This window comes from Pseudomonas sp. PGPR40 (assembly GCF_022014505.1).
GTDB lineage: Bacteria > Pseudomonadota > Gammaproteobacteria > Pseudomonadales > Pseudomonadaceae > Aquipseudomonas.
The window spans coordinates 122,315-139,246 of record NZ_JAKLSP010000018.1 but is presented as its reverse complement, the minus strand read 5'-3'; the positions used below and the strand labels follow the sequence as shown (position 1 = coordinate 139,246).

At 59.1% G+C, this 16,932-nt stretch carries 17 protein-coding genes; 8 read left to right on the top strand and 9 right to left on the bottom strand.

From position 1 onward, the window contains the following. The 3 genes from MEB48_RS16955 to MEB48_RS16945 all read left to right on the top strand — a co-directional run. On the top strand, window positions 1-1,977 hold a 1,977-nt coding region (locus MEB48_RS16955), incomplete at its 5' end, for a phospholipase effector Tle1 domain-containing protein (protein WP_237885219.1). A gap of 10 nt (window positions 1,978-1,987) precedes the next feature. Then, the gene (locus tag MEB48_RS16950; RefSeq protein WP_442969101.1) at window positions 1,988-2,659 is read left to right on the top strand and encodes a DUF2931 family protein; all 672 of its coding nucleotides are present in this window, start codon (window positions 1,988-1,990) and stop codon (window positions 2,657-2,659) included. A gap of 362 nt (window positions 2,660-3,021) precedes the next feature. Further along, the gene (locus MEB48_RS16945) at window positions 3,022-3,318 is read left to right on the top strand and encodes a DUF2388 domain-containing protein (protein ID WP_237885217.1); all 297 of its coding nucleotides are present in this window, start codon (window positions 3,022-3,024) and stop codon (window positions 3,316-3,318) included. 149 nt (window positions 3,319-3,467) lie between these two features. Here the strand turns inward: MEB48_RS16945 and MEB48_RS16940 are convergent, their stop codons facing one another. From MEB48_RS16940 to MEB48_RS16930, 3 genes are all read right to left on the bottom strand, one after another. Beyond that, window positions 3,468-3,743 carry an HU family DNA-binding protein gene (locus MEB48_RS16940; RefSeq protein WP_003213368.1) on the bottom strand — a complete coding sequence of 92 codons (276 nt, stop codon included), beginning with the start codon at window positions 3,741-3,743 and terminating at the stop codon, window positions 3,468-3,470. A 192-nt stretch (window positions 3,744-3,935) separates the two neighbouring features. Beyond that, a complete protein-coding gene (locus tag MEB48_RS16935; RefSeq protein ID WP_237885216.1) occupies window positions 3,936-5,084 on the bottom strand; it encodes an NAD(P)/FAD-dependent oxidoreductase in 1,149 nt (382 codons plus the stop codon). A 19-nt stretch (window positions 5,085-5,103) separates the two neighbouring features. Beyond that, on the bottom strand, window positions 5,104-5,271 hold the full coding sequence (locus MEB48_RS16930; RefSeq protein WP_237885215.1) for a rubredoxin: 168 nt from the start codon (window positions 5,269-5,271) through the stop codon (window positions 5,104-5,106). A gap of 199 nt (window positions 5,272-5,470) precedes the next feature. On the opposite strand from MEB48_RS16930, the gene MEB48_RS16925 reads away from it, so the two are divergent. Both MEB48_RS16925 and ubiA read left to right on the top strand, forming a co-directional pair. Continuing rightward, a complete protein-coding gene (locus tag MEB48_RS16925; RefSeq protein ID WP_237885214.1) occupies window positions 5,471-6,034 on the top strand; it encodes a chorismate--pyruvate lyase family protein in 564 nt (187 codons plus the stop codon). Then, entirely contained in the window at window positions 6,034-6,924 is an 891-nt protein-coding gene (gene ubiA, locus MEB48_RS16920; protein WP_237885213.1) for a 4-hydroxybenzoate octaprenyltransferase, read from the top strand. Before MEB48_RS16925 ends, ubiA begins: the two co-directional genes overlap by 1 nt. Window positions 6,925-6,981: 57 nt before the next feature. Here the strand turns inward: ubiA and MEB48_RS16915 are convergent, their stop codons facing one another. Next, window positions 6,982-7,359: a COG4315 family predicted lipoprotein gene (locus MEB48_RS16915; RefSeq protein ID WP_237885212.1), complete on the bottom strand. Its 378-nt coding sequence runs from the start codon at window positions 7,357-7,359 to the stop codon at window positions 6,982-6,984. A 152-nt stretch (window positions 7,360-7,511) separates the two neighbouring features. On the opposite strand from MEB48_RS16915, the gene phoB reads away from it, so the two are divergent. The 3 genes from phoB to MEB48_RS16900 all read left to right on the top strand — a co-directional run bounded on the left by phoB (window position 7,512) and on the right by MEB48_RS16900 (window position 11,026). Further along, entirely contained in the window at window positions 7,512-8,201 is a 690-nt protein-coding gene (phoB, locus tag MEB48_RS16910) for a phosphate regulon transcriptional regulator PhoB (protein ID WP_007896474.1), read from the top strand. A gap of 75 nt (window positions 8,202-8,276) precedes the next feature. Next, complete coding sequence (gene phoR, locus MEB48_RS16905) at window positions 8,277-9,563, top strand: phosphate regulon sensor histidine kinase PhoR (protein WP_237885221.1); 1,287 nt, start codon at window positions 8,277-8,279, stop codon at window positions 9,561-9,563. Window positions 9,564-9,685: 122 nt separating this feature from the next. Beyond that, a complete protein-coding gene (locus tag MEB48_RS16900) occupies window positions 9,686-11,026 on the top strand; it encodes a hemolysin family protein (RefSeq protein WP_237885211.1) in 1,341 nt (446 codons plus the stop codon). 142 nt (window positions 11,027-11,168) lie between these two features. Here MEB48_RS16900 and MEB48_RS16895 read toward each other — a convergent pair whose 3' ends face one another. The 5 genes from MEB48_RS16895 to pstA all read right to left on the bottom strand — a co-directional run bounded on the left by MEB48_RS16895 (window position 11,169) and on the right by pstA (window position 16,928). Continuing rightward, the gene (locus MEB48_RS16895; protein WP_237885210.1) at window positions 11,169-12,065 is read right to left on the bottom strand and encodes a peptidoglycan DD-metalloendopeptidase family protein; all 897 of its coding nucleotides are present in this window, start codon (window positions 12,063-12,065) and stop codon (window positions 11,169-11,171) included. A gap of 211 nt (window positions 12,066-12,276) precedes the next feature. Then, window positions 12,277-13,227 (bottom strand): response regulator, encoded by a 951-nt coding sequence (locus MEB48_RS16890; RefSeq protein WP_237885209.1) that lies wholly within the window; start codon window positions 13,225-13,227, stop codon window positions 12,277-12,279. A 182-nt stretch (window positions 13,228-13,409) separates the two neighbouring features. Next, entirely contained in the window at window positions 13,410-14,171 is a 762-nt protein-coding gene (phoU, locus tag MEB48_RS16885; protein ID WP_008073516.1) for a phosphate signaling complex protein PhoU, read from the bottom strand. 72 nt (window positions 14,172-14,243) lie between these two features. Further along, on the bottom strand, window positions 14,244-15,077 hold the full coding sequence (gene pstB / locus MEB48_RS16880) for a phosphate ABC transporter ATP-binding protein PstB (protein ID WP_020797931.1): 834 nt from the start codon (window positions 15,075-15,077) through the stop codon (window positions 14,244-14,246). A 180-nt stretch (window positions 15,078-15,257) separates the two neighbouring features. After that, on the bottom strand, window positions 15,258-16,928 hold the full coding sequence (gene pstA / locus MEB48_RS16875; RefSeq protein WP_237885208.1) for a phosphate ABC transporter permease PstA: 1,671 nt from the start codon (window positions 16,926-16,928) through the stop codon (window positions 15,258-15,260). Window positions 16,929-16,932 lie beyond the last annotated feature (4 nt).

Sequence of the window (16,932 nt, the reverse complement as noted above, 5' to 3'; positions counted from 1 at the left end):
CTGTCGATTGAAGACCGCGCCGGGCAGGAACTGATCTACCTGCGCGCCCAGCGCGATCTGGAGCAGAAGGTGGTCAATGACAGCCGGCTGGAAGTGGGCAACGAGCGTCGGGAAACCATCAAGGGCCCCAGCATTACGCTGCTGGAGGCGGAAGAGCACCGCACGGTCATGGCGGATCGCAAGGTGCAGCTGCAGGCCAGCGACTATCTGCAGGTGGCCGGGAGCAGCCACACGAAAGTCGATGACACGCTGGTGGTCGAAGCCGCTCAGCAGCTGCACATCAAGGCGGGTACCCACCTGGTGCTGGAGGCGGGCGAGAGTATTTCGTTGACCGTGGGTGGTCAGCACATCGTGCTCAATGCCGACGGGATTTTCAGCAGCCGCGCGCTTGAGATCGGCGGCGCTCCAAAGCCGGGTACGGCTGCACATACATTACTGCAGGGGGCAGTCGCTGGCTTGTTGGTCTCCGTCGTGCCTGCGCCTCAGCCGACGGAAGACGAAGCGGCGGATGAGCTGGAGGAAGAAGAGGAAGAAGTCGAAGAGGAAGGGATTACCTTGCGAATCGGGGTGTTCTTCGATGGCACCGGGAATAACCGATCCAACAGTGAGATGGTTGCCGGGTGCTATGCGCGGGATGTGAATCTGCTGGAGGAGGCTGAGGATATTCAGCAGTTTTGTCAGATACATGGGTATGACGGTAAGGGGAATACGCCGGATACCAGCTATGGGAATGGCATGAGTAATGTGGCGAAGCTGTATGAGCTGTATAGCGATGACCGAAATCGGCAATTAGCTGATGATGAAACCATCGGGTACATCCCGGTTTATCTAGAAGGTATCGGTACTAGCAGTGGTGCAGAGGATTCACCTTTTTCACAAATCACTGGCGCAGGCACACATGGGATATTGGGGAAGGTTGAGCAGAGTCCAGCGCTTATTCTCGAAAGGATTGAGCAGTTCAAGTTATCTAATCCTGAACGAAAGGTTGAACATGTTGAGTTCGATATCTTCGGTTTTAGTCGGGGTGCTGCAGCTGCGCGGCATTTTGCCAATGAAATATTGAAAGGAAAACAGACTCCATTGGCCGCCCTACTACCAGCCAACGCGTCGTTGTTCGTCGAGGACTTTTCCTGGCGCACCAAGGCGGATGTCTCCATCAACTTCCTTGGCATCTTCGACACCGTTGCCGCCGTAGCCAGCATGGCCGACGGCGACTTGAGCGTTCACGATGCCAACAACCCCAGTGTCAACGTGTGTCTGGCGCCCGATATCGCAAAAAAAGTCGTGCATCTGGTGGCGCAGGACGAGCGCCGCCACAACTTCTCGCTCAACAGCGCCAGCGCTGCCGATATCGTGCTGCCTGGCGTCCATTCTGACTTGGGTGGGGGGTATCTGCCGAACATCATTGAACGAGTTCTGCTCAGCAAGCCGCGCTGTAGCCGCGACGTGGATTTTGATGTGCCTTCTACAGCGTCAACCGCCTATCGCTGGGCTCAGCAAGAGCTGGGTCGCCTTCAGGATCAGCTCAATCTGTATGGGCTGACATTGGCGGTGAAAACCTGGGCGGTAGAGACTACTAGCAACGTCAAGGGCGATAGATCAAAAGGGAAAAACGTCTATGCGGCGGTCCACAGCGAGCGCACCGTGCGCAACGATCTGGCCTTGATTTATCTGCGCATCATGCGTGAGTTGGGGGCCAGGCACGACGTTCCATTCAAGGTCATTGACGACGAGGATCAAAAGTACGCATTACCGCTGGAGCTGAAACCGATTGCCGAAAAACTGATGGCTTATGCGCTGGGCGAGACCCGTCGCGCGGGCTTGAACGTGTTCGAGGAGGAGTTGCTCTCTCAACGCTACATCCATCTGTCTGCCAACTGGAATGCTGCCAAAGGCTGGAACAACAGTGATCTGAACATCGTGTTCATCGATCGACCCGCCGAACACTATGTTCGTAAGGTGCATCCCAATGTGTAAGCGCTCATTCATGCTCAAGACCGGCTTTACGCTGTTACTCGCGTTGCTGTTGGGAGGATGTGCCTTGGGTGAGCACAGATCATTACCTTATGACGCCTGGAGCCTCGATTTTTTTGCCCCCGACTACATGGAGGTCTGGATTGAAACGGCGGACGTCGTGGATATCAATGAGCGTGTGTTTCGAGGTGCAGGTAGCGGGATACCCTCGACTGGTTATCCCCGTGGGCTGAGTAAAGGCATACCGGCTCACTTCAAGGGCGATGCGAAGGGGTGGTTTGAGCACCCAGTAGGAAAGGGCCGGCATGTAACAGGTGCTGACCTGCCCCGCTTGGTCTATGTACGCTGGCAATCCATGGCCGAGCCGCAGACTTATGAAGCGTATATAGAGATCCCAGAATCGGCGCGATACACCATGCTCCATAGTGAAGAAGCTTTTTGCGGTGCGGTAGGCAGATGGAAAACCGATTACCGAAAGCTGTTGACTGTCGGCCTGGCGCCGGGAGGAATCGCCAAGGTGTGGTTAGGCGGACCCTGCCTGAAATCGGTCGAAGTCACTCGCGTCCAAGGCACGATCAATCCCGAAGGCCCCTACGGGGGTACGTCCAACGGAAAGCATCGACCCCTTTCAGAAGAATCCAAAGCCTACATCGAAAAATTCGGCATTCCTTATGGCTCCTGGTAACCCATGAACTATCAGCAGAAACCACGACCAGAAGGACTTTCAGTTGAAGGCCTCATTTCTATTAAAGCAGGCGGTGCAATGGTGCTAGCGCTCTTCTTGAGCGGATGCGCCAAGGACCATCGCAAATCTTTGCCTTATGCAGCATGGAGTCTCAGATTTTTTTCAATTCTATGTTGAGTCGGTGCGGCTCAACCAATAGAGCACTCAGCATTATTATGACTAATCGACACAGTAAAAAATCGGCGGTGGCCTTAGGGCGGTACTGGGTTGCCATGTTCACACTTGTAGCTAGCGTCTCTGTTCGAGCGGAAGGTTGCCATGGTGTTGGCTGCCTATTAAACGGTGGCCCACTTGAGTTCTCGATGCTGACGGGGATCGGGTTGATCTATACAACTGTCGGGCCGTTTATTTCGACCTCGGACGCCACAAAAGATGGCCCATCGAAACACTACACACAGGCGGTGAAAGACGACGCCGCCGCGTATCTTGCTACCGACGGCGATATCCATGGGCCGATGCTGGAATCTGCATGGCGTATGTACCTGGAACAGCAGGCTGATCTTCAGCCAAGCAAGAAAGCGTTCGCCCACCTGGTCCTGGCTATGGATGAACAACCAAGCTCCATCAGCCCTATCGGGCCGACGTTGCCGACTATGTAGCCCTGTAGCAGCCCAACGCAGACTCGCCAGCTGCCACAGGATTGAGTGATTGGGGTTGCTTTCGTCATGCATAAAAAAATGGGTACCCAACTTCGCTGGCGTGCCCATTTTTTATCCCGCTCACCCGCCAGGCGGGCAGTCGGTGTGTGTTACGGATTAACGCTGTCTTTCAACGACTTGCCCGGCTTGAACGCAACAGTGTTGCTGGCCTTGATTTTGACGGGCTCACCGGTCTGCGGGTTTTTGCCGGTACGTGCACCGCGATGGCGTTGCAGGAAGGTGCCGAAGCCGACCAGCGTAACGCTGTCTTTGCGGTGCAGGGCGCCGGTGATTTCTTCGAGAACGGCGTTGAGAACGCGGTTGGCCTGTTCTTTGGTGAGGTCTGCTTTTTCTGCAATGGCAGCAGCGAGTTCTGGTTTACGCATTAGTGAAGCCCCTTTGACGGTTTTTTTGTTGTTATGTCCGTGCTGTTCTCGTTGGAACAGCGCCCAACGCGCCGCAGTGCTCTACTCTGCGGCAGACGGGAATGAGGATGGCACGCGCGCAGGTGCGGCGCCAGTCTCCCCGCGACGTTTGTAGCGGCAAAAACGGGGTGATTCCGACAGAACGACCAGTATTTACGCCAACAGGGCTGGAAGCTCTTTGTTCAGGGCGAGTTTTTCCATTACCGCAGTGCCTGTCAGGGCATAGCCCAGCAATTGGCCGGCATCGTCGCGGCATAGCACTTTGATGTCCGCCCCCTGCCCTTCGACCGTCCAGACGCCTTCCGCGCCCCTTGGTGGCGGTGAAACCACCAACGGGCAAACCGGTGTTTTCACAGTGATCGGCATCGGGCCATAACTCACCGCCACAGGGTTTCCGGCAAGGGTCTGGGCCAGCGCTCTCGCACAGCTCATGAGGGGCATGACGTACAACAGATTCAGCCCATCGACCTCGGCGCAGTCGCCCAGGGCGTAGATGTTGGCGTGAGAAGTTTTCAGATGACGGTCGACCACTACGCCACGGTTGACCAGCAACCCGGCAGCGGCCGCCAGATCGATGCGCGGACGCAGACCGATGGCCGAAACAACTACATCGCAAGGGATGACCTGGCCATCGGACAAATGCGCTTCCAGGCCATCAGCCACATGTTGCAAGCGATTGAGCACCGGCCCGAGGTGGAAGCGCGCGCCCAGGCTTTCCAGGCCGGCCTGGACCGCAGCGGCCGCCGCTGGGTGCAGCAAGGTCGGCATGACCTGTTCGCACGGTGCAACCAGTTGCACCTCGTAGCCGCCGAGAATCAGGTCGTTGGCGAATTCGCAGCCAATCAAACCGGCGCCCAGCAGCAATACCCGATGCTTGCCGGCCGCGGCCGCGCGAAAACGTGCGTAGTCTTCAAGATCATTGATAGGGAAAACAGCGTCCGCCGCGTCGCCTTCGATCGGCACCCGCACGGTTTCCGCGCCCCAGGCCAGGATCAGGTCACGGTAGATCACCGCTTCCTCACCAATCCACAGGCGCTTATGGCCTGGATCGATCCCGCTGATGCGCGTGTGGGTGCGCACTTCGGCCTTCAATTGCTCGGCCATGGCGCCCGGTTCGGCCATGCTCAGGCCATCGGCGTCTTTATTCTTGCCGAAGCCGGTGGAGAGCATCGGCTTGGAGTAGGAGCGCCCGTCATCTGCGGTAATCAGCAGCAGCGGGGTTTCGCCATCGAGTTTGCGAAACTCCCGGGCCAGGTTGTAGCCAGCCAGCCCGGTGCCGACGATCACGACAGGTGCGTTCATTCCCTTCCTCCTTGGATTCTTAGTTGATTTCGATCATTTCGAAATCCATCTTGCCCACACCGCAGTCCGGGCACAGCCAGTCTTCCGGCACGTCCTGCCACAACGTTCCCGGCGCAATGCCTTCGTCCGGCCAGCCGTCGGCTTCGTTATAGATCAGGCCGCAGACCACACATTGCCACTTTTTCATTCAGGTACTTCCTCGCAATTCAGGCTTTTGCCGGCGCGAACGGTCGATGGGTGAAGCGCTGCCGTCCGGCTCAGGGCGTTTTGTACTGATCGGGCCCGGCAGATGCAAGCCTGTTCGGCGCAACGGCAGGCCGATCAATCAAAACCGCCGCCTGACATGGTAAGCTCGCCGCCTCATTTGCTGCCAATAATGACTCACTGTGCCGCACTCAAAATCCCCCTCCGCGACACCGGTCTGGCTCCCTCGGAGTCAACTGACGCCCCTCCCCGACACGTCTACGCTCGATTGGCTGTTCGATGAAGGGTCGCTGACCCGGCGACTGATCCGCCTGTCGAATGATGGCTTCAGCGTTATGCCGCTGTTCGAAGGCTGGCAATCGTTGCGCGCCGACGAATGTGCTGCGCTGGAACTGGCCGAAGGCAGTGAAGGCTGGGTGCGCGAGGTGTATCTGCGCGGCCACGGTGAAGCCTGGGTGTTCGCCCGTAGCGTGGCGGCGCGTGGCGCGTTGCAGGGTGATGGATTACATATGGACGAACTGGGCAGCCGCTCTCTGGGTGAATTGCTGTTTTGCGATCAGGCATTCCAGCGCCGGGCTATCGAGGTTTGTCACTATCCTCAAGCGTGGTTGCCGGTGGATGCTCGAGCGCCTGAACTATGGGGTCGGCGTTCGCGTTTCGACCGTGGCGCCTTGAGCGTGCTGGTAGCCGAGATTTTCCTGCCTACGCTGTGGAATGCCGCCCGCGCCCATCCGGAGAATTGCTGATGTACCAAAGCCTGCTCAAGTCCCTGAATCGCTTGAACCCACGGGCCTGGGACTTCATTCAACTGACCCGCATGGACAAGCCGATCGGCATTTATTTGCTGCTGTGGCCAACGTTGTGGGCACTCTGGATTGCCGGTGAAGGTTCGCCGTCACTGGCCAATATCGTGATTTTCGTGCTCGGCGTGGTACTGACCCGTGCTGGCGGTTGTGTGATCAACGATTGGGCGGATCGCAAGGTCGATGGCCACGTCAAACGCACAGAACAGCGGCCGCTGGTGAGCGGCAAGATCAGCTCAAAAGAAGCCCTGGTGTTCTTCGCGGTACTGATGGGTGTGAGCTTTCTGCTGGTGTTGTGCACCAACGCGGCGACGGTCTGGCTGTCGCTAGGCGGTTTGGCCTTGGCCTTCACTTATCCGTTCATGAAGCGCTACACCTATTACCCGCAGGTGGTGCTGGGCGCCGCGTTCTCCTGGGGCATGCCGATGGCCTTCACCGCCGAAACCGGTGAACTGCCGGCGGCGGCCTGGTTGTTGTGGATTGCCAACCTGCTGTGGACCGTGGGCTACGACACCTATTACGCCATGACCGACCGCGACGATGACCTGAAGATCGGGGTGAAATCTACAGCGATTCTGTTTGGCGACGCCGACAGAGTGATCATTCTGACCCTGCAGGGGTTGGCGTTGGGCTGTCTGCTGTTGGCGGGTTCGAAATTCCAGCTGGGTGGCTGGTTTCATCTCGGACTACTGGCGGCGGCGGGTTGTTTTGCCTGGGAGTTCTGGTACACCCGCAGCAGGGATCGGATGCGCTGCTTCCAGGCGTTTTTGCATAATCACTGGGCGGGGTTGGCAATTTTTGTCGGGATTGTGCTGGATTACGCGGTGCGCTGATGATTCGAAAAGATCGTCCGAAGGCTGGGCCGCGTTCGGACGATCTTTTGCAATCACTCAGTGCCGATACATGTGCCAGAAGCCGCCTTTACCGTCACCCTCCATGTCCCCGGGCTTTTTGTCCATTTTGTAGCCATACATTGGCTTGCCTTTATAAGCCCATTGCATCGTGCCGTCGTCACGCTTGATCGGCATCCACTCACCCGTGGGCTTGGCATCCATCGGCGCCATCAGCGGCGGCCAGTTCGTCGCACACTCACCCGTGCACATCGACTTGCCATCTTTGTCCTTGTCAAAGGTATACAAGGTCATACCCTTGTGATCGACCATCATGCCGTCTTTCATCATGGCCGGCTCGGCGGCAAAGGCCAGGGACGGCAGCGTTAGCGCAGCCGTGACCAGCAGGGCCTTCCAGGATTGAGCAATATGATTCATGGAAACCTTCCTCTTGTGGTTGTCAGGATTCGGACTTAGAGCTTAGTTCAGGATCGCGACAATCGCAGGACGGCTAAAATACTGTCACACGACTGCAATAATTCCGTTATCTAATGCGGCGCAAGACAGTTAAATGACAAGAGGATTAACGCATGGTTGGCAGGAGCATTCTGATCGTCGACGACGAAGCGCCCATTCGCGAAATGATCGCCGTTGCGTTGGAAATGGCCGGCTATGACTGTCTGGAGGCAGAGAACTCGCAGCAGGCCCATGCCATTATCGTCGACCGCAAACCGGACCTGATTTTGCTCGACTGGATGCTGCCCGGCACCTCCGGCATCGAGCTGGCCCGACGCCTCAAGCGCGATGAACTGACCGGGGATATCCCGATCATCATGCTCACCGCCAAGGGCGAAGAGGACAACAAGATCCAGGGCCTGGAAGTCGGCGCCGACGACTACATCACCAAACCGTTTTCCCCACGCGAGCTGGTTGCACGCCTGAAAGCCGTGCTGCGCCGCGCCGGCCCGACCGATGGCGAAGCGCCGATCGAAGTCGGCGGCCTGCTGCTGGACCCGATCAGCCACCGCGTGACCATCGACGGCAAACCCGCCGAGATGGGCCCGACCGAATACCGTTTGCTGCAATTTTTCATGACCCACCAGGAACGTGCCTACACCCGCGGGCAGTTGCTGGATCAGGTCTGGGGCGGCAATGTCTACGTCGAAGAGCGTACCGTCGACGTACATATCCGTCGCCTGCGCAAAGCCCTCGGCGATGCCTATGAAAATCTGGTACAAACCGTGCGCGGCACCGGCTACCGGTTCTCCACCAAGGCCTGAGCCGACCGCCAGACTCGCTGACAAGGACGCATATTTTCCGTGAACCAAAACTGGCATGGCACCCTGATTCGCCACATGCTGTTGCTGGTCACCGCCTGCCTGGTGATCGGCCTGATTTCCGGCTACTACGGCTGGAGCCTTGCCGTGGGCCTGGGCCTTTATCTGGCATGGACCCTCAAGCAACTGCTGCGCCTGCACGAGTGGCTGCGCCTGCACAAACCCGATGAAGCACCGCCCGATGGCTATGGCCTGTGGGGTGAAGTGTTCGACAGCATCTACCACCTGCAACGCCGCGACCAACGGGTGCGCGGGCGCCTGCAAGCGGTGATCGATCGGGTGCAGGAATCCACCGCCGCGCTCAAAGACGCGGTGATCATGCTCGACAGCGACGGCAACCTGGAATGGTGGAACCGCGCCGCCGAAACGTTGCTCGGCCTCAAAACCCCTCAGGACAGCGGCCAGCCCGTGACCAACCTGGTGCGCCATCCGCGCTTCAAGGAATACTTCGAGCAGGACAGCTACGCCGAACCGTTGGAAATCCCCTCGCCGATCAATGATCGCCTGCGCATTCAGCTGTACATCACCCGCTATGGCAACAACGAACACTTGATGCTGGTGCGCGACGTGACGCGTATCCATCAGCTGGAACAGATGCGTAAAGACTTCATCGCCAACGTGTCCCACGAATTGCGCACGCCGCTGACGGTGATTTGCGGCTACCTGGAAACCCTGCTCGACAACGTCGAAGAAGTGAACCCGCGCTGGACCCGTGCCCTGCAGCAGATGCAGCAGCAAGGCGGGCGCATGCAGACCTTGCTTAACGATTTGCTGCTGCTGGCCAAACTGGAAGCCACCGATTACCCGTCGGACAATCAACCGGTGTCCATCGACAGCCTGCTGCAATCGATCAAGGGCGACGCTCAGCAACTATCCGGCCAAAAAAACCAGCACATTACCCTGGACGCCGATCCGACCATTCTGCTCAAGGGCAGCGAAGCCGAATTGCGTAGCGCGTTCTCCAACCTGGTGTTCAACGCCGTGAAATACACCCCGGCCGAGGGCAATATCCGCATTCGCTGGTGGGGCGATGATCAAGGCGCACACCTGAGCGTGCAGGATTCAGGGATCGGCATCGACAGCAAACACTTGCCGCGCCTGACTGAACGCTTCTACCGCGTCGACTCCAGCCGCAACTCCAACACCGGCGGCACCGGGCTGGGGCTGGCCATCGTCAAACATGTGTTGCTGCGCCATCGGGCTCGCATGGAAATCAGCAGTGTGCCGGGGCACGGCAGCACGTTTACCTGCCATTTTTCGCCAGCCCAGGTGAGCAAATCCCGCGTCATCAGTGCCGCTGACTGATACCAGTCAGCATTCGCCACTAGGCAATCACTCGGTCAGTCGCTACATTGGCTGACTTGTGCCTGCCCTTCAGGCGCACTTTTTTCTTTCCTTTCGAATTACGGAACCCGCAAAACTCCATCATGGACCCTTCCCCTGGCTTGACCCTCGCAACAATATTCGCCGATTTCGGCATGATTCTTTTTGCTCTGATCCTGGTTTTGCTCAACGGCTTTTTCGTTGCGGCGGAATTTGCCATGGTCAAATTGCGCTCGACCCGGGTCGAAGCCATCGCAGAACAGCACGGCTGGCGCGGGCACATCCTGCGCACCGTGCACAGTCAGCTCGATGCTTACCTCTCGGCGTGCCAATTGGGTATCACCCTCGCCTCGCTGGGCCTGGGCTGGGTCGGGGAACCGGCGTTCGCGCATTTGCTGGCACCCGTCCTGACAGCCGTGGGCGTAGATTCCGCCGAAGTGGTCAGAGGCGTGTCGTTCTTTACTGCGTTTTTCATCATTTCGTACCTGCACATCGTGGTCGGCGAACTGGCCCCGAAATCCTGGGCCATCCGCAAACCCGAGCTGCTGTCGCTTTGGACGGCCGTGCCGCTGTACCTGTTCTACTGGGCCATGTACCCGGCCATTTACCTGCTCAACGCCAGCGCCAACCAGATCCTGCGGATCGCAGGGCAAGGTGAGCCCGGCCCGCATCACGAGCACCATTACAGCCGTGAAGAACTGAAACTGATCCTGCACTCCAGCCGTGGCCAGGACCCGAGTGACCAAGGCATGCGCGTTTTGGCCTCGGCGGTGGAAATGGGCGAGCTGGAAGTGGTCGACTGGGCCAACTCCCGGGAAGACCTGGTGACGCTGGAGTTCAACGCGCCGCTCAAGGAAATCCTGGCGATGTTTCGTCGCCACAAGTTCAGCCGCTACCCGGTGTACGACAGCGAGCGCCAGGAGTTCGTCGGCCTGCTGCACATCAAGGATCTGTTGCTGGAACTGGCCGCCCTGGATCACATTCCCGAGTCGTTCAACCTCGCCGAACTGACGCGGCCGCTGGAACGTGTATCGAGGCACATGCCGCTGTCGCAGCTACTGGAACAGTTCCGTAAGGGCGGTTCGCATTTCGCTGTGGTCGAGGAAGCCGACGGCAACATCATCGGCTATCTGACCATGGAAGACGTGCTGGAAGTGCTGGTGGGCGACATTCAGGATGAACACCGCAAGGCTGAACGCGGGATCCTCGCGTATCAGCCGGGCAAACTGCTGGTGCGCGGCGATACGCCGCTGTTCAAGGTGGAACGCCTGCTGGGCATCGACCTGGACCACATCGAAGCCGAAACCCTCGCCGGGCTGGTCTACGAAACCCTGAAACGGGTGCCGGAAGAGGAAGAAGTGCTGGAGGTCGAAGGCTTGCGGATCATCATCAAGAAGATGAAAGGGCCGAAGATTGTTTTGGCCAAGGTGTTGATGCTCGATTGATGCGCTGATCCAGATCCGCGTCGATCCCTTCGCGAGCAAGCCCGCTCCCACACTTGATCGGCGTCGAACCCTATTTATGTGATCGACGCATAACAAGTGTGGGAGCGGGCTTGCTCGCGAATGCGTCAGACCAGACAACTCATCACTGCTTGCCCAACGCAAAGTTAGGCAACGCGCCTACCGGTTGATTGAACTGGTACGGAATCGACACCAGCCCCAACCCCGTATTGCGCTGTACCACGAAGTGCAGGTGCGGGCCGCTGCTGTTGCCGGTGTTGCCCGACAGCGCCAGCGCACTGCCCACCACCACGCGCTGGCCTTCCCGTACGCTGACCGAGCCTTTCTTGAGGTGCAGGTACACGCCCATGGTCCCGTCATCGTGCAATACCCGCACGAAGTTGCCCGACGGATCATTGCCGCGCCCGGTCTGACGATTCTCGGTTTTCACCACCATCCCGCCGCGTGCCGCGATGATCGGCGTGCCTTCGGGCATGGCGATGTCCATCGCATAACGGTTCTTCGGCCCGTAATGACTGTATTGGCCATTGGCGCCCTGACTCAGCCGAAACGGCCCACCGCGCCATGGCAACGGATATCGATAGGCCATGGCGGCCCCTGCAGGGTCGCCCAGGGAATATTCGAATCTTGGGGTATAGATCAGTGGCCTTCCGGCCTTTGTCGCCTTGAGCAGCGCCAGACGAATGTTACTGCGCGCCGGCAGAACCCGACGAATCGGTCGGCTCGGCGCACCGCTGACGTTACTGAGCCCGGCAAAACTCAGCTCGATCTCAACCGGCGCGTACAGATCGTTGCGCACGAACACACTGTCCATGCCCCTCTGCTTCTTGATATCGAGGTACACCTGCCGCTCAAGGCGCTCGACCATCCGGTCCCGAAAAACGAACACCTTCGCGCCTTTGGTGGGGCGGTCGCTGTAAGAGACCACGCCACTGGCGTCGGTGGAGCGGTAAATCGTCATGGCCACAGCCGAGGTGGAGGCCATGAACAGACCACAGAAAAACAGCAGGCGCGCGAGCATGGGCAAAATTCTGTCGAGTAAGGCCTGGGAAGGAGCCTAGCAGCTGAAATGGACCAGCGTAGTCGGCAGATGTTTCAAGTGATCGTTCCCACGCTCCGCGTGGGAATGCAGCAAGGGACGCTCTGCGTCCCATCCGAAACGGACGCGGAGCGTCCGGGGAGGCATTCCCACGCAGAACGTGGGAACGATCAGCTATCGGGGGGGACGAAGATTATGCGCCCGGCACGAAATGCTTCTGCGCCGTGCCACGGGCGATCAGGCGGGAGATGTAGTCGAGCTTCTGCGCATCCTGATCGACAAAGCGGAAAGTCAGTTGCAGCCATTCGCTGTCAGGTTTCGGCTCGTAGGCGACGATGGCGTGCAGGTAGCCGTTGAGACGGGCAATTTCAGCGTTGTCGCCCTGCTCCAGGTCGAGCACGGCGCTGTCGAGGACTTGCGGCAGGGTGTCGGTGCGCTTCACCACCAGCAGCGCTTCCTTGATGCTCAGGGCCTTGATCACGCATTGCTGAGTGCCGCTCGGCAGGCGCAGTTGACCTTGGCCACGACCGCCAACCGATGCTGCGGAGGCGGCAGGCGCCTTGACCGGCGGACTGTTAAGCAGGCCGCGAGACGGTGCGCCAGCCGGGGCTGGTGCGGCGGCGACAGGTTTGGCAAACGGGTTGACGACCGCTGCCGATGGGGTAGCGATGGCAGCCTTGCCACCGGTCAGCGCGCTCAGGGAATCGTTGCCGAACGCCGAGTTCATTTTGGTCGGCGCACCGCTCATCAGGGCGTCCAGTTTGCCGACCTTGTTCAGGGCCTGTTTGACCTTGGTCAGCAGTTGCTCGTTGGTGAACGGCTTGCTGACATAGCCGGAAACACCGGCCTGAATCGCCTGGACGACGTTCTCTTTATCGCCACGGCTGGTCACCATCACGAACGGCATGGTTTTGAGGTTGTCCTGCTCGCGGCACCAGGTCAGCAGCTCCAGACCGGACATTTCCGGCATTTCCCAGTCGCACAGAACCAGATCGAACGCTTCTTTGGCCAGCATCGCCTGGGCCTTTTTTCCGTTGACTGCATCCTCGGTCCGGATCCCCGGGAAGTAGTTGCGCAGGCACTTCTTCACCAGGTCACGAATGAACGCCGCATCGTCCACGACCAACACACTGATCTTGCTCATCCAACACCCCTTTAAAAATCCCGGCAAGCATAACGCTGGCTGATGGCACTTTGCCAAAACTCTTCAGTCACGCCGGGACTTTTCGTTCGCGGGTGCTGCTTTTCTACTCGGCTTTTCAATTCGAGAGCCTCACGCAAACAAAAACGCCCGGCCAAAGGACCGGGCGTTTTTCTTGGGCAGTCTTACTTATCGTCAGCTTTGCCCGGAACATTAGCGGTTTCGGCACTTGTGCCTTCAACTTCTTCCTTCATGCGCTTGAGGCCCAGGTGACGCACGTCGGTGCCGCGCACCAGGTAAATCACCAGTTCCGAGATATTGCGCGCGTGGTCGCCAATCCGCTCCAGGGAACGCAGCACCCAGATAATGCTCAAGACCCGCGAGATAGAGCGCGGGTCTTCCATCATGTAGGTGGCCAGCTCACGCAGTGCGGTCTTGTATTCGCGGTCGATGATCTTGTCGTACTGCGCCACCGACAACGCCAGGTCGGCGTCGAAGCGGGCAAACGCATCCAGGGCATCGCGAACCATGTTGCGCACCTGATCGCCGATGTGGCGAACCTCGACGTAACCGCGCGGCGCTTCGCCTTCTTCGCACAACTGGATGGCACGACGGGCGATCTTGGTGGCTTCGTCGCCGATGCGCTCCAGGTCAATCACCGATTTGGAGATGCTGATGATCAGACGCAAGTCCGACGCCGCCGGCTGACGACGGGCCAGAATGCGCAGGCACTCTTCGTCGATGTTGCGTTCCATCTGATTGATCTGGTCGTCGATCTCGCGCACTTGCTGGGCCAGGCCGGAATCGGCCTCGATCAGCGCAGTGACCGCGTCGTTGACCTGCTTCTCGACCAGCCCGCCCATGGCCAGGAGGTGGCTGCGCACTTCCTCGAGCTCAGCGTTGAACTGCTGGGAGATGTGATGGGTAAGGCCTTCTTTACTAATCATGTTGGCGTCCTTGGAGCGTCCGGTAAGGTGCGGTGGACCGCAGCGTCAGTTCAGTGAATAACCAACCGCTTGCTAGCCGTAACGACCGGTAATGTAGTCTTCGGTCTGCTTCTTCGCCGGATTGGTGAACAGGGTATCGGTGTCGCCGAATTCCACCAGTTTGCCCATGTACATGAACGCCGTGTAGTCGGAAACCCGCGCGGCCTGTTGCATGTTGTGGGTCACGATAACAATGGTGAACTTGGATTTCAGTTCGTAGATCAGCTCTTCGACTTTCAGCGTGGAGATCGGGTCGAGTGCCGAGCACGGTTCATCGAGCAGCAGCACTTCCGGCTCCACGGCGATGGTGCGGGCAATCACCAGACGTTGCTGCTGACCACCGGACAGGCCGAGTGCCGACTCGTGCAAACGGTCTTTGACCTCGTCCCACAGCGCCGCGCCTTTCAACGCCCACTCGACGGCTTCATCGAGTACGCGCTTCTTGTTGATGCCTTGAATACGCAGGCCGTAGACCACGTTTTCGTAGATGGTTTTCGGAAACGGGTTGGGCTTCTGGAACACCATCCCGACCCGGCGACGCAGCTCGGCCACGTCTTCGCCCTTGCGGTAGATGTTATTGCCGTAGAGGTTGATCGCGCCTTCGACACGGCAGCCGTCCACCAGGTCGTTCATGCGGTTGAAGGTGCGCAGCAGCGTGGACTTGCCGCAGCCGGACGGGCCGATGAAGGCGGTCACGCGCTGTTTCGGGATGTTCATGCTGACGTCGAACAGCGCTTGTTTGTCGCCGTAGAACAGGCTCAGGCCCGGTACTTCGATGGCCACGGTTTCCTGTTCGAGGCTCAGGCTCTGCTTGTCGCGACCCAAGGCCGACATGTTGATGCCGTGAGTGTGTGCTTCGTGCTGCATGGGAGGCTCCCTGTGCTAACAAATTCGGTTCGTTGAACCGCTGGCTTGGTATTCGGGCCAGCGGCTTACTCAAAATCTCTGTCTGACGCCGGTCCCCTGTAGGAGCTGGCTTGCCAGCGAAGGCGTACTCATTGACGCCTCGGCGTGGGCGAGTCCATTCAATTACAGGGTCGGCGGTGATTAGCTATCCAGTGCTTTGTATTTTTCGCGCAGATGGTTACGGATATAAACGGCCGACAGGTTCAATGTCGCGATCACCAGTACCAGCAGCAGCGCCGTGGCGTACACCAGCGGCCGCGCGGCTTCGACGTTCGGACTCTGGAAACCGACGTCATAAATGTGGAAGCCCAAGTGCATGATCTTCTGGTCCAGGTGCAGGTACGGGTAGTTGCCATCCAGCGGCAGCGATGGCGCCAGTTTCACTACGCCCACCAGCATCAGCGGCGCCACTTCCCCGGCGGCACGGGCCACGGCGAGGATCATGCCGGTCATCATCGCCGGGCTGGCCATCGGCAGCACGATCTTCCACAAGGTTTCGGCCTTGGTCGCGCCGAGAGCCAACGATCCTTCGCGAACAGTGCGAGGAATCCGCGCCAGGCCTTCTTCAGTGGCCACGATCACCACCGGCACCGCCAGCAGCGCCAGGGTCAGCGAGGCCCAGAGCAGGCCCGGCGTACCAAAGGTCGGCGCCGGCAGTGCTTCAGGGAAGAACAACCGGTCGACCGAACCGCCGAGCACGTAAACGAAGAAGCCCAGACCGAACACGCCGTAAACGATGGCCGGAACACCCGCCAGGTTGTTCACCGCAATGCGGATCAGTCGGGTCATCGGTCCTTGCCGCGCATATTCACGCAGGTAAACCGCCGCCAGCACGCCGAACGGCGTCACGATCATCGCCATGATCAACGTCATCATCACGGTGCCGAAAATCGCCGGGAAAATCCCGCCTTCGGTGTTGGCTTCACGCGGGTCATCACTGAGGAATTCCCAGACCTTGCTGAAGTAGAAGCCGATCTTGGTGAAGGTGCCCATGGCGTTCGGCTGGTAGGCGTGAACCACTTTGCCGATGCCGATTTCGACTTCTTTACCGTTGGCATCGCGAGCGGTCAGGCTGTCACGGTTGAACTGAGCGTGCAGATCATTCAGTCGCGCTTCGATGTCCTGATAACGGGCATTCAGCTCGGCGCGCTCGGACTCCAGGTCCGCCTGCGCGGAGGCGTCGAGACGGCCGTCCAGCTCCAGTTTGCGACCGTGCAGACGCACACGCTCGAGCCCTGCGTTGATCGCGCCGATGTCGACCTTTTCCAGGGTCTTGAGCTGTGCGGCGAGCTCGTTGACGCGGTCGACACGCGCCTGCAACTCAGGCCATGCGGCCTCGCCTTCAGCGATGACCTTGCCGTCTTGTTTGACGTTGACCAGGTAGCCGTAGAAGTTGCCCCACTCGCGACGCTCGACAGCCATGAGCTCAGGCGGGGTCTTCTGATTAGTCAGCCACTCGCCGACAATCCAGGTGAAATCGGTGCCGTTCAGATCACGGTTGCCGACCTTGATCAGCTCGCGGGTCATGAACTCCGGGCCCTGATCGGGCACCGGCAGGCCAGCGCTTTTCAGGCGCTCGCGTGGCACTTCTTCCTTCTGCACCACTTCGCCGATGACGAGGTGATTGGCCTGGCCCGGCACGTCGTAACTGGCGTGGACCAGGTCCGCCGGCCAGAAGTGACCCAGACCGCGCACGGCAATCACTGCCAGCAGGCCAATGGTCATGATGACCGCAATGGACACCGCGCCGCCGCTGATCCAGACGCCGGGGGCGCCGCTCTTGAACCATCCATTCAGGGAGTTCTGTTTCACAGAC